We start from the raw sequence: 18,581 nt of genomic DNA, 5'->3' as shown, positions 1-18,581 counted from the left end.
CGCCATGGCCAACCCCTCCATGCCGCAAACCCACGCGTCCGAAGTCCTGTCCCGAAGCAAACTGCCCCTGTACCTGCAACTGGCGGCAGAATTCCGGCGCAACATCGCCCAAGGGGTCTGGCTGCCCGATCAGCAGATCCCTTCGCTGGAAGAGCTCATGGCCCACTATCGGGTCGCGCGCATGACGCTTCGCAATGCCCTCGGCATTCTCGAGGAGGAAGGCTACATCCGGCGCGGACGAGGCAAAGGCACCTTTGTGCGCAGCGATCTGCCCGGTGTGACCGAACTGCAGATCCCGTCCAACTGGGAAGAAACCGTCGCCCTGAGCGATTTGCTGGGCACGGAAAGCATCACAGACGGCAAGGACGCGATTGCCTCACTGCCTGAACTCGGCATGGCGTTTGGCGGGCACTATGCCCAGGCCTACCGTCATTTGTGCCGGCTCCATGTCAAAGAAGGGGTGCCCTACTGCTTCAGCGAGGTCTATCTGGCCGACGATTTATTCAAGCAGCACAAGGCGGCCTTTCTGAAGGCGGCCGCGGCCTCGGTCATTGCCCGCATTCCTGGTCTGGCGATCCGTCAAGCACGGCAGAAGATCACCATCGCGGATGCGGGCATCCAGTCCGCCCGCGCGCTGAACCTGAATGTCGGCGACAGCGTGGCCGAGGTGCGCCGTTATGCCTGTGACGACACCCGCCTCATCTATTTCGCGCGGCTGGAGTTTCCCACCAAATTCGTGAAGCTGGAGTTCGATCTTTGCTGATCGCGCACCCGGCTGAAGCCGGGTGCGCCAATCCTGCACAGGAACAGCCCCGGCACCGGTGACGTCCCACGCCCGGCGGCTACGGCATTGCCGTATAATCTCGCATCTTCGGCTGCCGCCCCTGGGCGCGGCGGCCCAGGCCGCGGGGGCATTTTCCCCTGCCCGCAAACAGATCACGTCATGAAACAAGCAGCCCCGCCGCAACGTTGCGCCCGGTGGCCGGCGTCGCGCATCAGTCAAGCCCGCAATCGTGTCGGTCTGCCGCAAGCGGACTTTGCCGAGTTGCTGGGCGTCAGTGTGCGCACCCTGCAGGATTGGGAACAAGGCCGTCGCCACCCGTCGGGTGCGGCCCAGACCCTGCTGCGGGTGGCGATTCTCCATCCGGAGACCCTGCGCGACCTGCCATCCACGGACGAGATGGCCTGAAAACACTCCGCGAGGCGGCCACCGGCCGCGCGCGCATCTACGGTGAACGAGATTGGAAATCCTGGAAACATCCCGGGCCGGAAAAGGCCCCCACAGCCCCGCAGGCAAGCCGGCTGATCCCAACCCGGCGCTGGCCACAGCCGCGCCGGCGGGCAGGACCGACGGGCGCGCACCGCGCGTAGGCTTTGTCAGCCTGGGCTGTCCGAAAGCGCTCGCGGATTCCGAGCGCACCCTCACGCAGTTGCGCACCGAGGGCTATGAGGTCACGCCCGAATACAACGATGCCGACGTGGTGGTCGTCAATACCTGTGGTTTCATCGATAGCGCCAAGGCCGAGTCGCTGGACGCGATCGGAGAGGCCCTGGCCGAGAACGGCAAAGTCATCGTCACCGGCTGCATGGGCGTGGAAGAATCGGTCATCCGCGACGTGCATCCAAGCGTGCTGGCCGTGACCGGCCCACAGCAGTACGAACAGGTAGTGCGCGCCGTGCATACCGCTGCGCCCCCGCGCCAGGATCACAATCCGTATGTCGATCTGGTGCCGCCTCAAGGCGTCAAACTCACGCCGCGCCACTACGCCTACCTGAAAATCTCCGAAGGCTGCAATCACCGTTGCAGCTTCTGCATCATCCCGTCGATGCGCGGCAATCTGGTCAGCCGCCCCGTGGGCGACGTGCTCAACGAGGCCGAACGCCTGGTCAAGGCCGGCGTCAAGGAGCTGCTGGTCATCTCGCAGGACACCAGCGCCTACGGCGTGGACCTGAAGTACCGCAGCGGCTTCTGGAACGGCCGTCCCGTCAAGACCCGCATGACCGAGATGTGCGATGCCCTCTCGGAGCTGGGCGTGTGGACCCGCCTGCATTATGTCTATCCCTACCCCAGCGTCGACGACATCATCCCGCTAATGGCCGACGGGCGCGTGCTGCCCTATCTGGATATCCCCTTTCAGCACGCCAGCCCACGTATTCTCAAGGCCATGAAACGGCCCGCGTTCGAAGACAAAACCGTGGCGCGCATCCACCAGTGGCGTGCCGCCTGTCCGGACCTGACCATACGCTCGACCTTCATCGTGGGGTTTCCCGGCGAAACCGAAGAGGACTTCCAGTACCTGCTCGACTGGATGACCGAGGCGTAGCTCGATCGCGTGGGCTGCTTCCAGTATTCGCCGGTCGAAGGCGCTCCGGCCAATGCGCTGGCCGACCCCATCCCTGAAGCGGTCAAGCAAGAGCGGTGGGAGCGCTTCATGGAGCATCAACAAGCCATATCCGCCGCCCGCCTGCAAACCCGTATCGGCCGCGAGATCGATGTGCTCATCGACGACGTCGACGAAGATGGCGCCGTGGGGCGGTCCAGCGCCGATGCGCCCGAGATCGATGGCTGCGTGTATGTATCCTCCGACACCCCGGTCAAACCAGGCGACATGGTCCGCGTGCGGGTCACCGACGCCGACGAGTATGACCTCTGGGCCAACCGCATCTGACCCCCCCTGCCATCGCCGCCGCGATGGCAGCGCAGGCCTCACATCTGAGGCCTGCTCAGATGATCGACGAATAGCTTGGCTGCCGTGGGTAAGGCATCGAAGGCGCGCACGCATATCTGGATTTTGCGACGCGCCCAGGGCTCGGTCAGGGCAATGATGCGGATGTTGAATATCGCCGCGTAACGCTGAGCCAGATCCAGCGGCAACACGCCCACGCCCAGCCCGGAGTCGACCATAAAGCACAGCGCGTCGAAACCGGTGACCTGAACCTTGAGCTTGACCGTGCGCTTGGCGCCACTGGCCGCGTGCGAGAGGATGCGATTGATGGCACTGCCACGATGCAATCCGATGAAGTCATATTCCAGCGCGTCGACAAATCGAAAGCCAGCCGTGGCTTGCAGGGGATGCATGGCCGGCACCACCAGCGCGAGCATGTCCTCCCGATAGGGAAGAATCTCTACATCGTGGTCAGGCACCGTACCGGAAAAAATCCCCACATCGGCGGCGTTCTCCGCGACGGCTTTGATGATGGCTGGCGTGATCTTCTCTTCGAGATCCACCTGGACATTGGGATACTCGCCCAAAAAATCCCGGATATCGCGGGGCAAGAATTGCGTGATGGCCGAAATATTGGCGAACACGCGCACAAAACCCCGCAGGCCGCTGACGTACTCACGCATGCGCACAGCCACTTCATCGAGCTCGTGCAAGGCGCGCCGCGCCATGGTCGACAGTGCAAAGCCTGCCGGGGTTGGGTGAATGCCCTTATTGGTACGCGTCAACAGCCGTATGCCGAGATTCTCTTCCAACTCGCTGATGCGTTTGCTCACCGCGGCAGCGGCAATATGCTCCTGTTCGGCGGCAGCCGCGATGGTGCCCAGTTCGACCACACTGATGAAGAGCTTGAGAGAGGTGGGATCGAGACGCATGCAAGGCCTGCCCGGAAAAGGTGACGGCGCTCATTTTAGCCACGGCCGCCGCCGCCATCGCATTTGGCGATGGCGGCATCGTTAAAGACTGCTTTAGCCGTCTCGGGCGCCATTGCTAGACTCGCCGCAAAATGGCCTTGATGTCTCCGACATGGGGCGATAAGTTCGATGTGGAAGACGAGACAGCATGAAATTGCAGAATGACCAGCTGCTGCGCCAGAAAGCCTATATTGGCGGCCAATGGTGCGACGCCGACAGCAACGCCACGATTACCGTACGCAACCCGCATGACGGCAGCAGCCTGGGAACCGTTCCCAACCTCGGCAGCGCCGAAACCGCGCGCGCCATCGAAGCGGCCGACCGCGCACTGCCGGCCTGGCGAGCCAAAACCGGCAAGGAGCGCGGCGCGATTCTGCGCAAATGGCAGCAACTGATCGAAGCAAACGCCGACGATCTGGCACTGCTGCTGACACTGGAGCAGGGCAAGCCCCTGGCCGAAGCCCGCGGCGAGTTGAACTACGCCCTGTCCTTTGTGGAATGGTTTGCCGAAGAAGCCAAACGCGTCTACGGCGACGTGCTGCCCACTCCGCGTGGCGACCAGCGCATGATGGCCATTCGCCAGCCCGTGGGCGTGGTCGCGGCCATTATTGCCTGGGATTTCCCGTCGGCCCTGGTCACGCGCAAGGTCAGCCCCGCGCTGGCCGCCGGTTGTACCGTGGTTCTCAAGCCGTCGGAACTCACCCCCTTTACCGCCTTGGCGCTGGCCTGGCTAGGCGAGCAGGCCGGTATCCCGCCCGGCGTGCTCAACGTGGTCATCGGCGACCCTGCTCCCATCGGCGCCGAGCTCTCGGGCAACGGCAAAGTGCGCAAGCTGACCTTCACCGGCTCGACGCAGACCGGTCGCCTGCTGATGCAGCAAAGCGCGGCCAACATCAAGAAACTCTCGCTCGAACTGGGCGGCAACGCGCCTTTCATCGTGTTCGAAGATGCCGATCTGGACGAGGCGGTGCAAGGACTGATGGCGTCGAAGTTCCGCAATGCCGGCCAGACCTGCGTCTGCGCCAATCGCGTCTACGTACACACGTCGGTAGCCCAGTCGTTCACGGACAAATTGCAGGCCGAAATCAGCCAGCTCAAGCTGGGCGGCAGCCTCGAAACCGGCGTGACGCTTGGGCCGCTGATCGACCAGCGCGCCGTGGACAAAGTGCGCGGCCTGGTCGAGGATGCCCGCGCCAAGGGCGCCCGCATCCTGACCGGCGGCAAGCTTCAAGCCGAGGGCAGCCTGCTGTACGAAGCCACGCTGCTGACCGGTGTGACCGACGCCATGGACATCGCCCATCAGGAGATTTTCGGGCCCGTAGTCGGCATCAGCACCTTCGAGGATGAAGCTGCCGTCCTGGCCCGTGCCAACGACAGCGAATCCGGTCTGGCCGCGTATTTCTACACTGCCAACCTGGAACGCGTCTGGCGCGTCATGGAAGGCCTGGAGTACGGCATCGTGGGCGTGAACACCGGGGCCGGTTCCAATGAAGTCGGCCCGTTCGGCGGCATCAAGGAATCCGGTGTCGGACGCGAAGGCTCCAAGTACGGCATCGAAGAGTTTCTGGAAATCAAATACGTCTGCCTTGCCGGCAAGACGTTCAACGCCGCGCGCTGAAACCGCCATGAATCAAGCACAGCAATCGTCCCTGCGGGATGCGGAACGCTACGACTATGTCATCGTGGGTTCGGGCGCGGCTGGCGCCATCCTGGCCAACCGCTTGAGCGCCCGCGGCGCCACGGTTTGCGTGCTGGAAGCCGGCCCGCCGGATCACAGCCCGTGGCTGCACATCCCGGCCGGCTTCATCAAGGCGGTGTTCAACAACAAGTACGCCTGGCAGTTCTCCAGCGAGCCGACTGACCTGACCAACGGCCGCCGCGCAACCCTGACTACAACGGTGCCAGCCAGGCCGGCGTCGGCTACTTTCAGCGCACCATCGATCGTGGCTGGCGCATGAGCACGGCTCGCTGCTTCCTGCGTCCGGCCATGGCAAGAAAGAACCTGACCGTACGCACGCACGCCCAAGCCACGCAGGTGCTGTTCGAGGGCAATCGCGCGGTCGGCGTCGCCTATTGCGACCCGCGCAACCCGGCCGCAACACGCAGCGTACGGGCCAACCGCGAAGTCATCGTCGCCAGCGGCGCCATCAATACCCCTAAACTGCTGCAGCTCTCCGGCCTGGGTCCGGCCGACTTCCTGCGTGAAATGCGTATCCCGGTGGTTCGCGATCTGCCTGGCGTAGGCGAGAACCTCAGCGATCATTACTCGGTGCGCGTGGTGGCTCGGGTCAAGCAGAGCCAGACCATGAATGAGCTGGTCAAGGGCCTGAACCTCGTCGGCCAGGTCAGCCGCTGGCTGCTCAAGCGTTCCAGCATCATGGCGTTGAGCCCGTCCTTGCTGCACTACTTCTGGAAGTCTCTGCCTGAGCTGGACGCGCCGGATCTGCAGGGCGTGTTCACGCCAGCCAGCTACAAGGAAGGCTATGTCGGCGTGCTGGATGATTTCCCCGGCATGACGGCAGGCGTCTGGCAGCATCGGCCGCAAAGTCGCGGCCAGGTTCGCGTGCGCTCGAACGACCCCATGCAGGACCCGCTCATCCGCGCCAACTACCTGAGCCACCCCGACGACCAGATCACGTTGGTCCGCGGCATCCGCCTGGCGCGCAGCCTCTTGCAGTCGCAGGCGCTGGCACCTTATTTCGATGGCGAGGCGCTGCCTGGCCCCATGTGCCAGTCGGACACCGAACTGCTGGATTTCGCCCGCCGTTACGGCGTCTCTTCCTATCACGTCAACGGTACGGCCCGCATGGGCCCGACCGGTGACCGTCTGGCGGTCGTCGACCCCCAACTCCGTGTTCACGGCGTGCAGAATCTGCGCGTCGTTGATTCCTCCGTCATGCCCGCGATGCCTTCGGCCAATATTTGTGCGGCCACCATGATGATAGGCAACAAGGCTGCGGATCTGATCAAGCAGTCCTGACCCTCAAGCAGTTCCGATCGTTAAGGCTCCCCACATAAGGGGTAAGCCCAGGAGACAATGCAGTGAAACACAACAACCCGTTCAAGGCTCTTGTCCTGACCGCCGCCTTGCTGGCCAGCGCCAGCGCGCTGGCCGATGACATCAAGATTGGTTTTAACAGCGATATGTCGGCCACTGGCTCGGCGGATTTCGGCATTTCTGCGCTTGCCGGCGCCCGCCAGGCAGCCGACGAGATCAATGCCGCCGGTGGCGTACTGGGCAAGAAGGTCGTCATCGTGGCACGCGACGATGTGGGCGCACCGCCCAAGGCCATCCAGAACACCAACGAACTGGTGGACAACGAGAAGGTCAACGCCATGCTGGGCGGCGTGAATTCGGGCAACATGCTTGCCATAGACAGCGATGCCGGCAGACTGCTGGACCGCTTTGCCACCTACGAGCCGCCCACCGTATCCAAGTGGATCAGCCCGGACGAAAACTGACGCGCCTATCATGACCCAGACCGCCGCCTCGACCACAGCCACCTGCCTGCGCAACTACTTCCATGCCAAGGACGAGAACCGGCCCTGGTACATGGCGCGCGCCTTTGCCGGCGACGCACTGCTGGAGATGCGTCTGAACACGCAAGCCATTGCATTTCCGCCGCAGGCGCGTGGACTGGAAGCCATCACCGACACCTTGGTGAGGAAATTCGGCCAAACGTACGAAAACGTCTTTACCTTCTATCTGACGTCGCCCCCTGAGGCGCCAGCGCTGACAGGATTTTCCTGCGACTGGTTCGTCGGGATGACGGACAAGGCCAACGGTTCGGTACGGGTTGGCGCGGGTCGCTATGACTGGCTATTCCAGACCGAACCCTATCTGGCGCGTCAGCTCAGTATCACCATCGACGTCATGGAGGTCCTCCCCCCGGCAGCACAACCTGCCGTGCTGGGCTGGCTGACGCATCTGCCCTACCCGTGGACCGATGCCAAACGCATTGTATCGGCCGCGCCACCGATCGAAGCGCTGGCGCCGGTCATGCACTGGCTGCGCCACCAGACCTCGCCCGCCACCCAGACGCCCCCATGAAATACGCGCTCGTCGCCTTCGATTTCGATGGCACCCTGGCCGACACCTTGCCGTGGATGGAGTCCATCCTCCACGATGTGGCCGAGAAATTCAGTTTTCGCAAACCCGACGCCCAAGAGCGCCTGCGCCTGCGTCAGCACAGCGCCTACGAGATCATGAAGCAACTGGGCATCCCTCTGTGGAAAGCGCCGGCCATCCTCACGTTCGTGCGCCAGGCCATGGAAGATGCCATGCCCCGGGTCGCCCTCTTTCCCGGTGTGGACGCCATGTTGCGCGCTGTGCATGACAGCGGCGCGCGCATGGCCGTCGTCAGCTCCAACTCCACGGCCAATGTGCAGCGCGTATTGGGTCCGCAACTGACGGCCTTGATCGCCGACTACGCTTGCGGCACGGATCTGTTCGGCAAATCCACGAAGATGGAGCATCTGTTGCGCGACACGCAAATCCCGCCCGGACAGGCCATCCTGATCGGCGACGAAATCCGCGATATCGAAGCGGCGCGCAAGATCGGCGTCGCCAGCGGCGTGGTCGCCTGGGGCTACAACCCCGAAGCCACCCTGCGCGAGCACAGCCCCGATCTCGTGTTCAATGATGTGCGCGACCTCGCACGCTCTCTTCTGCCTGCCTGAGCCCCTTGCCCGATGACCCCGGATCCGCGCTATCTCATCACTGACTCCCTGGAACTTGCCGCGCGCTATGGCGAGCCCGCCGCGCCCTCATTGTCCAAGGAGGCCGACCATGTGCACCCGCACTACCGCGCCTTCATCGAAGCCGCGCCATTCGCCATCCTGGCGACGGCCGGAGCCGGCGGCCTGGATGCTTCTCCGCGCGGTGACCCGGCCGGCTTCGTGACCATTGAAGACGACCGCACACTGCTCTTGCCCGACCGGCGCGGCAACAATCGCATCGACAGCTTACGCAACGTGCTCGAGGATCCGCGTGTGGCGTTGCTCTTTCTCATCCCTGGCATCGGCGAGACGCTGCGCGTCAACGGGCAGGCGCAGATCAGCGTGGACCCGCGACTGCTCGAGCGCCTGAGCATGGACGGCAAGGCGCCACGCTCCGTGCTCATTGTCCATGTGGAAAAAGTCTACTTTCAGTGCGCGCGGGCCATCGTACGCTCGGGACTGTGGGACCCCGCCACGCAGGTATCCCGCGACGCGCTGCCCAGCACAGGGCGCATTCTGGCGGACCTGAGCGCGGGCACGATAGACGGCCGGGTCTATGACCGCGACCTGCCGCAGCGCCTGCGCGCGACGCTGTACTGAGATCACGCCCAGCGTCTTGGCCCTGGCTGCGGCCCGCCCGGGCCGCAGCCAGTTTCTCTTACGCGCGGCCTCAGAACACGTAGCGCACCTTGGCGGCCGCAGATACGCCCTCACGTTGGCCCACGTAGCCTTGGACACCCACATGCACGGACAAGGGAGCATTCACGCCCATGGGCTTGACCATCGCACCCAGCTCGAGAATGCCCGTGTTTCCCCGCAGTGAATTCTCTTTGATCGTAAAGCCGTAGGCGCTGCCAGACACGTCGCCCTTGAAATTACGTTCGTAGGCAAGGCCGATGTAGGGAATGACGTTTTCTTCATACGCGTACCCATAGCGAGCCCCGACGCGAAGCCGCTGGCTGTGCGCACTGCCGAAACTCATGTCTTCATCGACGACCTGGACATCCTTCGCATTCAGTCGGCTCCATGTGTAGCGCCCGTAGAAATCCACCGCTTGTTTGCTGTCCAGGGCCCATACATAACCCGTCCCCGCCATGGCGGTCATATATCTCGACTTGGAGTCGTAGCGGCCGCTCTCGCCATTTGCGTTGACCAGGTCATCGGTGCGAAAGCCCACCTTGGCGTCACCGACACGAAACGCCGCATTGACATACAGGCCGTGCCTGGCGTCGAAGATATCGGGTGTGGCATCGACCTGGCCACCGCCCGTGCCCGCGACGTCCACATGGAACATCGCACCCACCCCGTTATAACGTAAGCGCCCCGACCCATCGACCTCGCCATAAGCGCCGAAATCATTGTTGCTGCTATACCGACCGTCGCCGTGCTCGACAAAGACGCCCACCATACCTGCGCTTTTGTCCTTCAGTTCAAAGGCCTTGGCAGCACCGACAGCCAGTTTGAAATCATGAATCCGGACATGACCTCCGGTCTTGTAACGGCTTGATCCTCCGTCGACGACGACAAACAGATTGGCACTCTGTTTGCTCAGGCTGGCGCGCGCGGAACTGATCCCGTAGTCGCTGATCATATCGGCGCCCTGATCCACAAAGGCAAGCTGAGCAGCACGGCCCTGCAAAAAGGCCTCTGACTCTGGGCTGACCTTGCCGTCCGGCTTGTCATCGACCACACCCTGAATGGTCAGAACCAGCTCCTCGTTCTGCACGGCCATGCTGGCGTCGTACACAACGAAGAATCCCTGTTCGATCCGATTGTTCAACAGCTCCGGAGCCCCCTGAGCTTTGTTGATCAGGACAACCTTGTCACCCGCATTCAGTTGATTGCCACTGGCCAGAACGTCGACGAGGTGTTTGGTGCCATTTAACTCAACCTTGTAGGCGGGGTCGGATGGGTTATTGATGGTCATGAGGGTGTCACCCCCAAATACATCCTGCGGGAGCACCCAATTGTAATTTTCGAAGTTGCGCACCGACTTGACCGAGCCACGATAAGCAACCAGATTGAGGGTGTTGCCTTGATAGAAGCTGGCATATTCAGGATCGGTATTCTGCGTACCATCACCATTGATACTCAACCCTCCGTACACGGACCCGCCGCTGGCGGGCGTGCCAATCTTGAGCTGACTGCCAGACAGCGTCACGACGTTGCCGCTGGCCAGCCCACCTGTCCCATCGACACCATCGTTACCCATGGATCCGCCTTGACTCACGCCTCCGTAGATGTTGCCGGTAATGGAGGTATTGCCAGACAGTGTGATGCGATTGCCGGTGACATTACCGCCGTTGCCCCTGCTGGCATTGGTGAATTGAGCGCCGCCAGAACGGGTCAGGGGCGCCGAGACCTCAGCCAATCCGATAAGAAGGGCCTCTCCACCCGCTCCGCCCGTGCTGATACCGCCGAATACGGACCCGCCCGCAAAGCCGTCCGCCGAACCGCCGCCGACTGCCGCGGCTTGCGCACCTGAGCCGCCCGCGCCGCCCACCAGTTCTACATTGTTCAGTGACACCACATTATTGCTGACATCTCCCCCATTGCCGCCTCTTGCGCTGGACGAAAATCTGCTGGAGGTCTCGGCGCTTCCTCCTGCGCCGCCCGTGCTTATCCCCCCGAAGACAGACCCTCCGCCATGCCCGGCGGCGCCACCGCCGCCTTCGGCAGATGACATCGCACCGTGTGAAACACTGCCGCCATCACCGCCGGCGGCTCCGATCAGTTGCACGTCATTGAGGAGCAGGGTGTTTTGGCTCACCGCGCCGGCATGCCCGCCGTTAGCCAGAGGCAAAGAGGGAGAAAACGAAAGGGTATGCGCCGCGCCTGCGGCTCCGCCCGTACTGACACCGCCAACCACCGAGCCTCCCCCGAGTCCGGCCGCCCCTCCTCCCCCTTGGGCGATTGAGGAGCCCGGTGCGGAAACGCCCCCTCCATTACCACCATTTGCGCTGGCAGCATCTACCCGCACACGTGTCAAAAGGACAGTATTGCCGACGACATCGCCGGCATTGCCGCCGTTGGCGTGTACATCCATCGTGTCGATTTTCGCGCCACCGCCGGCTCCGCCGGTGCTGATTCCGCCAAAGAACGACCCGCCGCCGTGGCCTCCTGCGCCGCCGGCGCCTAACGCGGTTGTCAACGATGCGGAGGTCTGCACACTCCCGCCGTCTCCGCCTGCTGCGCCCGTCAAGCGCGCGTCAATGACCGTCACGGTGTTTCCACTTACCGCGCCTGCGTTGCCGCCGTTTGCGTCAGCCGAGTTTCCGCCCGCACCACCCTCACTGATCCCACCGGTCACCAATGCGCCGCCCAGACCTCCGACCCCGCCCCCTGATCGATAGACGCTGCCACCCGCAGCGCCTGCACTGCCGCTCAACACCACATCGGTGGAACCTGCAGGCCCGATAGTGATGGTGCGGCCCGTTATCGCGGCCGCGGACCCTGCTCCCGGTAACGCCCCATCACCGCCACTGGCTCCATATGCCTGGCCACCATACAAAATGAACGCTGCCGGACTGGTTTGACCGTTATCACCACGCGCCCCACCCTCGGCGTGAGCGACGCCGCTCAGCAGCGCAGTCAAGGAAATCAGAGTCGAAACTGGGGTCATTACAGGCTTCATATATGTACCAAAATTTGATTACGTGGCCCGAGGCGGGAATATGAAAACTAATAACTTTTAAAACAACCCGCTGAGTTCAGGGAAAATTCAGCAATCGTGATTTTGCTGTTTTTGAAGATTTAATACAACAAATGACTCACAAACCAATTGATTACTTTATGTATCAAATAATGGCTTTACTTTTTTAGTAATTATTTTTTAGCCAATACTGGATTTCCGAGCAATCGCAAACAGCGGGCCACAGAGCTCGCCGTGGCACGGGAAAAATCGCGAGGGATGCCACCACTAACCTGCGGCTGGAGCCGCGGCCGTCGTTAGCGGCGGCACTTCACACTCACCGAGCCAGCAAATCAGGAGTTGGTGGTTTTTATGTCGGCGGGGTGATTGCAGGGCCGCCGGATCTTCACACTTTCGCGCTCGGCGAATAAATGTGTTTGTATCCTGGGTATATCTTCTTCTGGAGCAGCGACAGGAATCCTGGCTGCCCAGATGAATAGCTATTTTGATTTATGGAAAATTTATTTTTCTGGAAAAGAATCCAACTATGCTCCGGCCTGACTCGGCTGCCAGCCTCGTACAAACACATCGACCTCCTGACGCTTGCCCCCTGCTTTCTGTAGTTCGAGCAGGCGCAGCACGCCATGTCCGGTCGCCAGGTCAATACCCTGCTGGGTGGCACGCACCACGGTGCCCGGCGCTGCGCAGGTTTGCTCGTCCAGAGCCTGCGCTCGCCACACCTTGACGGGCTCGGCCAGCCCAGGCAACCGCAAACTCGCGCCCGGCACGGGGTTGAACGCCCGGATGCGTCGCTCCAGTGTCTTCGCGCTTTGCTCGAAGTCCAGGGCCGCCTCGGCCTTCTCCAGTTTGGCGGCATACGTCACGCCCTCAGCGGGCTGCTTGCGGGGCCGCAGATCGTCCAACTGTGCCAGTGCCTCAACGATGGCCGCAGCGCCAGCGTCGGCCAACTCGTCGTGCAGCACGGCTGCGGAGGTCTGCGCACCGATAGGCACGATGCGCTCGAGCAGCATATCGCCAGTGTCCAGCCCCTCGTCCATCTGCATGATGGTCACGCCCGTACGGTCGTCACCGGCCTCGATCGCTCGTTGTATGGGAGCCGCGCCGCGCCAGCGCGGCAACAGGCTGGCATGGATGTTCAGGCAGCCCCTGGCTGGCAGGTCCAGCGTCCAACGCGGCAGAATGAGGCCATAGGCAGCCACCACCATCACTTCCGGGGCGATGTCGCGCAGCCGCTGCTGCGCGGCACGGGCCTCGTCCGGGTAGCGCCCGTCCAGGCGCAGGCTACGTGGTTGGGCCACCTCGATACCGGCATCAAGCGCTGCTTCCTTGACCGGGCTTGGCGTCAACTTCAAGCCACGTCCGGCCGGCCGGTCAGGCTGCGTCAGCACCAGCGCGATATCGTGGCCAGCCGCCAACAGGGCTTGGAGGGCCTGGCGGGCAAAGTCAGGTGTGCCGGCAAAGACGAGACGCATGGTGAGATTTCCAGAGTTGGGGCAAAGCGATATTGTGGAACCGGCAGCGCTAAATACAAAGCCCGCCAACAGGCGGGCCCAGGCTGAAGCGGCAAGCCGCTATCAGGCGCGCAGTGCCTCGCGCTCGGCCTTCTTCAGGCGGGTCTTGATGCGGTTCTGCTTGAGCACCGACAGATATTCGACGAAAACCTTGCCGTCGAGATGATCGATCTCGTGCTGGACGCAGACCGCCAGCAAGCCATCGGCCTCGAACTCGTACGGCTGGCCTTGCGCGTCGAGCGCCTTGCAGCGAATACGGGCGGCGCGCTTGACCTCGTCATAGACGCCGGGCACCGACAGACAGCCTTCTTCGTAGACCTGCAGTTCTTCGCTTTTCCAGGTGATTTCCGGGTTGATGAGCACGCACAAATCTTTGCCGTCTTCAGAAACATCGATGACGATGATGCGTTCGTGCACATCGACTTGCGTAGCGGCCAGGCCGACGCCGGGCGCGTCGTACATGGTTTCGGCCATGTCTTTGACGAGCTGGCGAACGCGGTCATCCACGACCGCGACCGGTTTGGCCACCTTGTGCAGGCGTGGATCGGGATAACGAAGGATGGGAAGCAAGGCCATGGAAAAGTCGAAACTACCGAACAATAATGCGTAGATCCATATGATAGTTCATCATAAACTGGATATCTAATAGTTTTAAACTAACTTTGGCTTAAAGACCGCCCCTCAAGTTACCGCCGCGCGCTGCCGAAACTGCGGTTGATCCCAGGCACGCGTGTCCAGAACGTCGCGAAGGATCTCTACTGCATCCCACACATCCGCATAGCCCACGTAGAGCGGCGTCAGGCCAAAGCGCAGCACCTCGGGCTCGCGATAGTCGCCGATCACCCCGCGGGCAATCAGCGCCTGCATGACGGCAAACCCTTGCGGATGCCGAAAACTCACGTGGCTGCCACGCCGAGCCTGAGACCGCGGCGTGATGAGCGTCAGGGGATGGTCCGCGCACCGCTGACTCACCAGCGCAATGAACAGATCGCTCAAGGCCAACGACTTGCGGCGCACGTCCGTCATGTCGGCCTGCGCGGCGATATCCAATCCGCACTCGACCAGCGCCAGTGACGTAATCGGCTGCGTACCACAGAGATAGCGGCGCACCCCTTCGGCCGGTTCATAACGGTCCGCCATGGCGAACGGCCGCTTGTGGCTCCACCACCCTGACAACGGTTGCCAGAAGGTATTGTGATGACGCGGAGCCACCCAGAGAAAGGCGGGCGAGCCCGGGCCACCATTGAGATATTTGTAGGTGCAGCCCACGGCGAAATCCGCACCATCGGCCGCGAGCGCCAACGGTACCGCGCCGGCGGCATGCGCCAGGTCCCATATGACTAGCCCACCATGGGCGTGGGTGAGCTCGGAGACGGCCGCCATGTCGTACATGGCGCCGCTGCGATAGTTCACGTGCGAGAGCACGACGACGGCCACGTCATCGTCCAGGGCGTCTTCCAGCGACAGTTGTTCATCGATCAATCGCAGCTCGTAGCCACGATCCAGAAAATCCATCATGCTCTCGATCATGTAGAGATCGGTGGGGAAGTTATCGCGTTCGGAAACAATGACCTTGCGGCCCTGCTGAATACGCAATGCCGCGGCCAGCACCTTGAACAGGTTCAGCGAGGTACTGTCCGTGACCACGACCTCCTGGCCCTGGACGCCAAGCAACGGGGCCAGCTTGACACCGAGTCTGACCGGCAGGTCGAACCAGCCCGCCGTGTTCCAACTGCGGATCAGATCCTGACCCCATTGCTGAGCCACCACGGCAGCGGCGCGACTGTCGGCGGCACGCGGCTTGACACCCAGCGAATTGCCATCGAAATACAGCACGCCGGCAGGCAGCTCAAACAGCGCCTTGAGAGGAGCCAGGATATCGGCACGATCGGCCGCTACGCAATCGTCACGGGTTTGCATTGATGGTCCGCAGAAGAAAACTCAGAGAGGTTTCATACTAGCAGTGCCCCCGGCGGGCTGCATTGCAAAATCCCCATGACTTCCGGCCTGTTATGCACGATTATTCGGCATATCGGAGACAAAACCGCAGGAACTGGCAAAAATGCTTCTGGACACGATAGATCTGAAGATCATCGCGCTATTACAAAAAGAGGGACGCCTGAGCAACCAGCATCTGGCCGACCGGGTGGCGCTGTCGCCTTCGGCCTGCCTGCGCCGGCTGCGCACCCTGGAGGAGGAAGGGGTCATTCTCGGCTATGAGGCACGCATCGATCCCATCCATATCGGGCAGGCTTTCGAGGCGATCGTCCACGTGAGCCTGGATCAGTCTCAACCGCACTGGCATGAAGCCTTCGTGGAGCAGCTCGCAGGCTGGCCAGAGGTGCACGAAGCCAGCATCGTCACCGGCGCCAGCAACTACATCCTGCACGTGCGCACCACGGATCTGGCTGCGTTTTCCAATTTTGTCGTCGATAAACTCAACCGCAGCCATGGTGTGCGAGAGATCTGCTCACACATCGTGATGCGCAAAGTAAAAGCGCCAGGCCGGCCTGCCACACCCTCGTGACGGACCCTCCTGGCGCAAGCCCTCAGATCTCAGCGCTTAGCAGCAGGCAATGCGCTTGCCGCCACCGTAATGCGCGCTTTGGCGCTCGCGAAAGAACGCCTCGTAGGTCATGGGTTCCTGGTCGGGATGGGTGCGGCGCATATGGTCGACGTAGTTCTGGTAGTCGGGCACGCCGACCATCAGACGCAAAGTCTGGCCCAGATAACGACCGGCGGTACTGGCTGCCTGGCCCATATTGGTAAATAGCATAAGCGCCTCCCTGTCAGTGCGAGCTCGCCGCAGGTGCCGCGGGCATGGGTTGATACGGGGTCTCTTTGTCAGTGGGCTGGCTGCTGGCGCGCGCACGCATCACCGAGCGTATGCCAAAGACCACCACGCTGATCACCACAAACATGAAGATACCGCACAGGCTCGCGTTGATGTAGTCGTTCATGACCACGCGGCTCATTTCCTGCAGGGACTTCGCCGGAGCCAGCACCTTGCCCTCGGCGATGGCCGCGTTGTAGCGGGCGGCATGCGCCAGGAAGCTCACCTTGGGGTCGGCATCGAAGATCTTCTGCCACCCCGCCGTCAACGTGCAAGCCAGCAACCAGAGGGTCGGCAAGATGGTGACCCAGGCATAACGGTCGCGCTTCATCTTGAACAGGACCACCGTTCCCAACATGAGCGCCACGGCAGCCAGCATCTGATTGGCAATACCGAACAGCGGCCACAAGGTGTTGATGCCACCGAGCGGGTCGACCACGCCTTGATGCAGGAAGTAGCCCCATGCGGCCACGCACAACGCGGTGGCGATGAGGTTGGCCGGCAAGGACTCCGTGCGCTTGAGCGACGGCACGAAGGTGCCCAGCAGATCTTGCAGCATGAAGCGGCCGGCGCGGGTGCCGACATCGACGGCGGTCAGGATGAACAGCGCCTCAAACAGAATGGCGAAGTGATACCAGAACGCCATCAGGGCCGGCCCGCCCAACACTTGGTGCAGAATGTGCGCCATCCCCATGGCAAGCGTGGGCGCGCCGCCAGCGCGCGAGATGATGGTGCTCTCGCCCACGTCCTTGGCGGTTTGCACCAGCTCGGCTGGCGTGATCACAAATCCCCAGCTCGACACCACCTGGGCGACCTGATCGGGCGTAGTGCCGATGACAGCAGCCGGGCTGTTCATGGCGTAATAGACGCCCGGCTCGATCACGCACGCGGCTACCAGGGCCATGATGGCCACGAACGACTCCATCAACATGCCGCCGTAACCGATATAGCGGGCCTGGGTTTCGTTTTCAATCAGCTTGGGCGTGGTGCCCGAGGAGATCAGCGCGTGAAAGCCCGACACCGCCCCGCAGGCAATGGTGATGAACAGGAAGGGGAAAAGATTGCCCGACCATACCGGACCACTGCCGTCGACGAATTTCGTCAGTGCCGGCATTTTCAGCTCGGGCGCCACGATCAGAATACCGATAGCCAGCGCCAGGATCGTGCCGATCTTCAAAAAGGTCGACAGGTAATCGCGCGGGGCCAGCAGCAGCCAGACCGGCAGCACGGCGGCCACGAAGCCATAACCGATCAGCACCCAGGTCAGGCCAACGCCGTCGAAATCGAAGTGCTGAGCCCAGGTGGGGCTATCGGCGACGTTCTGGCCGAAGATGATGGCTGCCATGAGCAGCACGAAGCCGATCACGGAAATCTCGCCGATCCGGCCCGGCCGGATGTAGCGCAGATAAATGCCCATGAAAATGGCAATGGGAATGGTCGCGGCGACCGTGAAGGTGCCCCAAGGCGAATGGGTCAGCGCCTTGACCACGATCAGCGCGAGCACGGCCAAAATGATGACCATGATCATGAAGGCGCCAAACAGCGCGATCACGCCAGGCACCGTGCCGAGCTCTTCTCGAACCAATTCGCCGAGCGAACGGCCGCCACGACGCGTGGAAATGAACAGGATGGTGAAATCCTGCACGGCACCCGCAAACACCACGCCCGCCAGAATCCACAGCATACCGGGCAGATAACCCATCTGCGCGGCCAGCACGGGGCCGACCAGAGGACCCGCGCCGGCGATGGCCGCGAAGTGATGGCCAAACAGCACGTGCTTGTTCGTCGGCACATAGTCCAACCCGTCGTTGTATTTCCAGGCCGGCGTCATACGCGTGCCGTCGAGCTGGAATACCTTGTCGGCGATGAAGCGGCTGTAATAACGGTAAGCAATCAGGTAGACGCAGACGGCGGCAATCACCACCCAGAGCGCGTTGACGGTTTCGCCACGCGCCAGAGCGACGGTGCCAAGCGCGAACGCGCCCACGATCGTCACGGCCACCCAGACCAAATGTTGGCCCAGTCCCTTACTGGTTTGCATAGAACTCCTCCTGCAGGCTGATCGTGATCTGTCGATCTCGGGCGGGTCCGCCTTGCCTGTTGTGTTGTCATGGCGGCCGATAAGCCGTCCGCCCGATGCGGGCGGCCAATAGTATTTCCATTCTGAACATCGCAAACAAGCGCGCCACTACGCAGGCAGACTACGTATTGCTGCGTAGTTTTAGGGAC

General features: G+C 62.2%; 15 protein-coding genes and 2 pseudogenes. 10 read left to right on the top strand and 7 right to left on the bottom strand.

Annotation, left to right across the window (positions count from 1 at the left end):
* Nucleotides 1-4 precede the first annotated feature (4 nt).
* The 3 genes and pseudogenes from LK440_RS17635 (at nt 5) to rimO (ending at nt 2,669) form a co-directional block, all read left to right on the top strand.
* Nucleotides 5-763, top strand: a complete 759-nt coding sequence (locus LK440_RS17635) for a GntR family transcriptional regulator (protein ID WP_005016791.1) — start codon at nt 5-7, stop codon at nt 761-763.
* A gap of 180 nt (nt 764-943) precedes the next feature.
* Nucleotides 944-1,189: a helix-turn-helix domain-containing protein gene (locus LK440_RS17630; protein WP_005016793.1), complete on the top strand. Its 246-nt coding sequence runs from the start codon at nt 944-946 to the stop codon at nt 1,187-1,189.
* 130 nt (nt 1,190-1,319) lie between these two features.
* Nucleotides 1,320-2,669: pseudogene (gene rimO, locus LK440_RS17625) on the top strand (30S ribosomal protein S12 methylthiotransferase RimO).
* Nucleotides 2,670-2,707: 38 nt separating this feature from the next.
* Here the strand turns inward: rimO and LK440_RS17620 are convergent.
* Entirely contained in the window at nt 2,708-3,598 is an 891-nt protein-coding gene (locus LK440_RS17620; protein WP_005016795.1) for a LysR substrate-binding domain-containing protein, read from the bottom strand.
* A 187-nt stretch (nt 3,599-3,785) separates the two neighbouring features.
* Here LK440_RS17620 and LK440_RS17615 point away from each other — a divergent pair, with 187 nt between their 5' ends.
* The 6 genes and pseudogenes from LK440_RS17615 (at nt 3,786) to LK440_RS17590 (ending at nt 8,956) form a co-directional block, all read left to right on the top strand.
* Entirely contained in the window at nt 3,786-5,255 is a 1,470-nt protein-coding gene (locus LK440_RS17615) for an NAD-dependent succinate-semialdehyde dehydrogenase (protein WP_005016797.1), read from the top strand.
* A 7-nt stretch (nt 5,256-5,262) separates the two neighbouring features.
* Nucleotides 5,263-6,617: pseudogene (locus tag LK440_RS17610) on the top strand (GMC family oxidoreductase).
* Nucleotides 6,618-6,679: 62 nt separating this feature from the next.
* Nucleotides 6,680-7,099, top strand: a complete 420-nt coding sequence (locus LK440_RS17605) for an ABC transporter substrate-binding protein (protein ID WP_005016799.1) — start codon at nt 6,680-6,682, stop codon at nt 7,097-7,099.
* A 10-nt stretch (nt 7,100-7,109) separates the two neighbouring features.
* A complete protein-coding gene (locus tag LK440_RS17600) occupies nt 7,110-7,688 on the top strand; it encodes a hypothetical protein (protein ID WP_005016800.1) in 579 nt (192 codons plus the stop codon).
* Complete coding sequence (locus LK440_RS17595) at nt 7,685-8,317, top strand: HAD hydrolase-like protein (protein ID WP_005016804.1); 633 nt, start codon at nt 7,685-7,687, stop codon at nt 8,315-8,317. Before LK440_RS17600 ends, LK440_RS17595 begins: the two co-directional genes overlap by 4 nt.
* A 12-nt stretch (nt 8,318-8,329) precedes the next feature.
* Nucleotides 8,330-8,956, top strand: a complete 627-nt coding sequence (locus LK440_RS17590) for a pyridoxamine 5'-phosphate oxidase family protein (protein ID WP_005016807.1) — start codon at nt 8,330-8,332, stop codon at nt 8,954-8,956.
* Between the two features lie 70 nt (nt 8,957-9,026).
* Here LK440_RS17590 and LK440_RS17585 read toward each other — a convergent pair whose 3' ends face one another.
* The 4 genes from LK440_RS17585 to kynU all read right to left on the bottom strand — a co-directional run bounded on the left by LK440_RS17585 (nt 9,027) and on the right by kynU (nt 15,439).
* On the bottom strand, nt 9,027-11,951 hold the full coding sequence (locus tag LK440_RS17585) for an autotransporter outer membrane beta-barrel domain-containing protein (protein WP_256374645.1): 2,925 nt from the start codon (nt 11,949-11,951) through the stop codon (nt 9,027-9,029).
* A 581-nt stretch (nt 11,952-12,532) separates the two neighbouring features.
* Nucleotides 12,533-13,480 (bottom strand): methionyl-tRNA formyltransferase, encoded by a 948-nt coding sequence (fmt, locus tag LK440_RS17575; protein WP_005016811.1) that lies wholly within the window; start codon nt 13,478-13,480, stop codon nt 12,533-12,535.
* Nucleotides 13,481-13,582: 102 nt separating this feature from the next.
* Nucleotides 13,583-14,095: a peptide deformylase gene (gene def, locus LK440_RS17570; protein ID WP_005016812.1), complete on the bottom strand. Its 513-nt coding sequence runs from the start codon at nt 14,093-14,095 to the stop codon at nt 13,583-13,585.
* A gap of 105 nt (nt 14,096-14,200) precedes the next feature.
* Nucleotides 14,201-15,439 (bottom strand): kynureninase, encoded by a 1,239-nt coding sequence (kynU, locus tag LK440_RS17565; RefSeq protein ID WP_005016813.1) that lies wholly within the window; start codon nt 15,437-15,439, stop codon nt 14,201-14,203.
* 142 nt (nt 15,440-15,581) lie between these two features.
* On the opposite strand from kynU, the gene LK440_RS17560 reads away from it, so the two are divergent.
* Nucleotides 15,582-16,046 (top strand): Lrp/AsnC family transcriptional regulator, encoded by a 465-nt coding sequence (locus LK440_RS17560; protein WP_005016814.1) that lies wholly within the window; start codon nt 15,582-15,584, stop codon nt 16,044-16,046.
* A 36-nt stretch (nt 16,047-16,082) separates the two neighbouring features.
* Here LK440_RS17560 and LK440_RS17555 read toward each other — a convergent pair whose 3' ends face one another.
* Together LK440_RS17555 and LK440_RS17550 are read right to left on the bottom strand one after the other, a co-directional pair.
* Nucleotides 16,083-16,295: a YbdD/YjiX family protein gene (locus LK440_RS17555; protein WP_017685759.1), complete on the bottom strand. Its 213-nt coding sequence runs from the start codon at nt 16,293-16,295 to the stop codon at nt 16,083-16,085.
* 13 nt (nt 16,296-16,308) lie between these two features.
* Nucleotides 16,309-18,393 carry a carbon starvation CstA family protein gene (locus LK440_RS17550; RefSeq protein WP_005016824.1) on the bottom strand — a complete coding sequence of 695 codons (2,085 nt, stop codon included), beginning with the start codon at nt 18,391-18,393 and terminating at the stop codon, nt 16,309-16,311.
* Between the last annotated feature and the right edge of the window lie 188 nt (nt 18,394-18,581).

Origin of the sequence: Bordetella holmesii, from assembly GCF_020735985.1 — a bacterium.
GTDB classification, from domain to species: domain Bacteria; phylum Pseudomonadota; class Gammaproteobacteria; order Burkholderiales; family Burkholderiaceae_B; genus Bordetella; species Bordetella holmesii.
This window is presented reverse-complemented; position numbering and strand designations above follow the sequence as displayed.

Excerpts from the sequence above, each read along its gene's own strand:
- LK440_RS17635 (WP_005016791.1), top strand. The coding sequence starts at position 5 with ATGGCCAACCCCTCCATGCCGCAAACCCACGCGTCCGAAGTCCTGTCC.
- LK440_RS17630 (WP_005016793.1), top strand. The coding sequence starts at position 944 with ATGAAACAAGCAGCCCCGCCGCAACGTTGCGCCCGGTGGCCGGCGTCG.
- LK440_RS17620 (WP_005016795.1), bottom strand. The coding sequence starts at position 3,598 with ATGCGTCTCGATCCCACCTCTCTCAAGCTCTTCATCAGTGTGGTCGAA.
- LK440_RS17615 (WP_005016797.1), top strand. The coding sequence starts at position 3,786 with ATGAAATTGCAGAATGACCAGCTGCTGCGCCAGAAAGCCTATATTGGC.
- LK440_RS17600 (WP_005016800.1), top strand. The coding sequence starts at position 7,110 with ATGACCCAGACCGCCGCCTCGACCACAGCCACCTGCCTGCGCAACTAC.
- LK440_RS17595 (WP_005016804.1), top strand. The coding sequence starts at position 7,685 with ATGAAATACGCGCTCGTCGCCTTCGATTTCGATGGCACCCTGGCCGAC.
- LK440_RS17590 (WP_005016807.1), top strand. The coding sequence starts at position 8,330 with ATGACCCCGGATCCGCGCTATCTCATCACTGACTCCCTGGAACTTGCC.
- fmt (WP_005016811.1), bottom strand. The coding sequence starts at position 13,480 with ATGCGTCTCGTCTTTGCCGGCACACCTGACTTTGCCCGCCAGGCCCTC.
- def (WP_005016812.1), bottom strand. The coding sequence starts at position 14,095 with ATGGCCTTGCTTCCCATCCTTCGTTATCCCGATCCACGCCTGCACAAG.
- kynU (WP_005016813.1), bottom strand. The coding sequence starts at position 15,439 with ATGCAAACCCGTGACGATTGCGTAGCGGCCGATCGTGCCGATATCCTG.
- LK440_RS17560 (WP_005016814.1), top strand. The coding sequence starts at position 15,582 with ATGCTTCTGGACACGATAGATCTGAAGATCATCGCGCTATTACAAAAA.
- LK440_RS17555 (WP_017685759.1), bottom strand. The coding sequence starts at position 16,295 with ATGCTATTTACCAATATGGGCCAGGCAGCCAGTACCGCCGGTCGTTAT.
- LK440_RS17550 (WP_005016824.1), bottom strand. The coding sequence starts at position 18,393 with ATGCAAACCAGTAAGGGACTGGGCCAACATTTGGTCTGGGTGGCCGTG.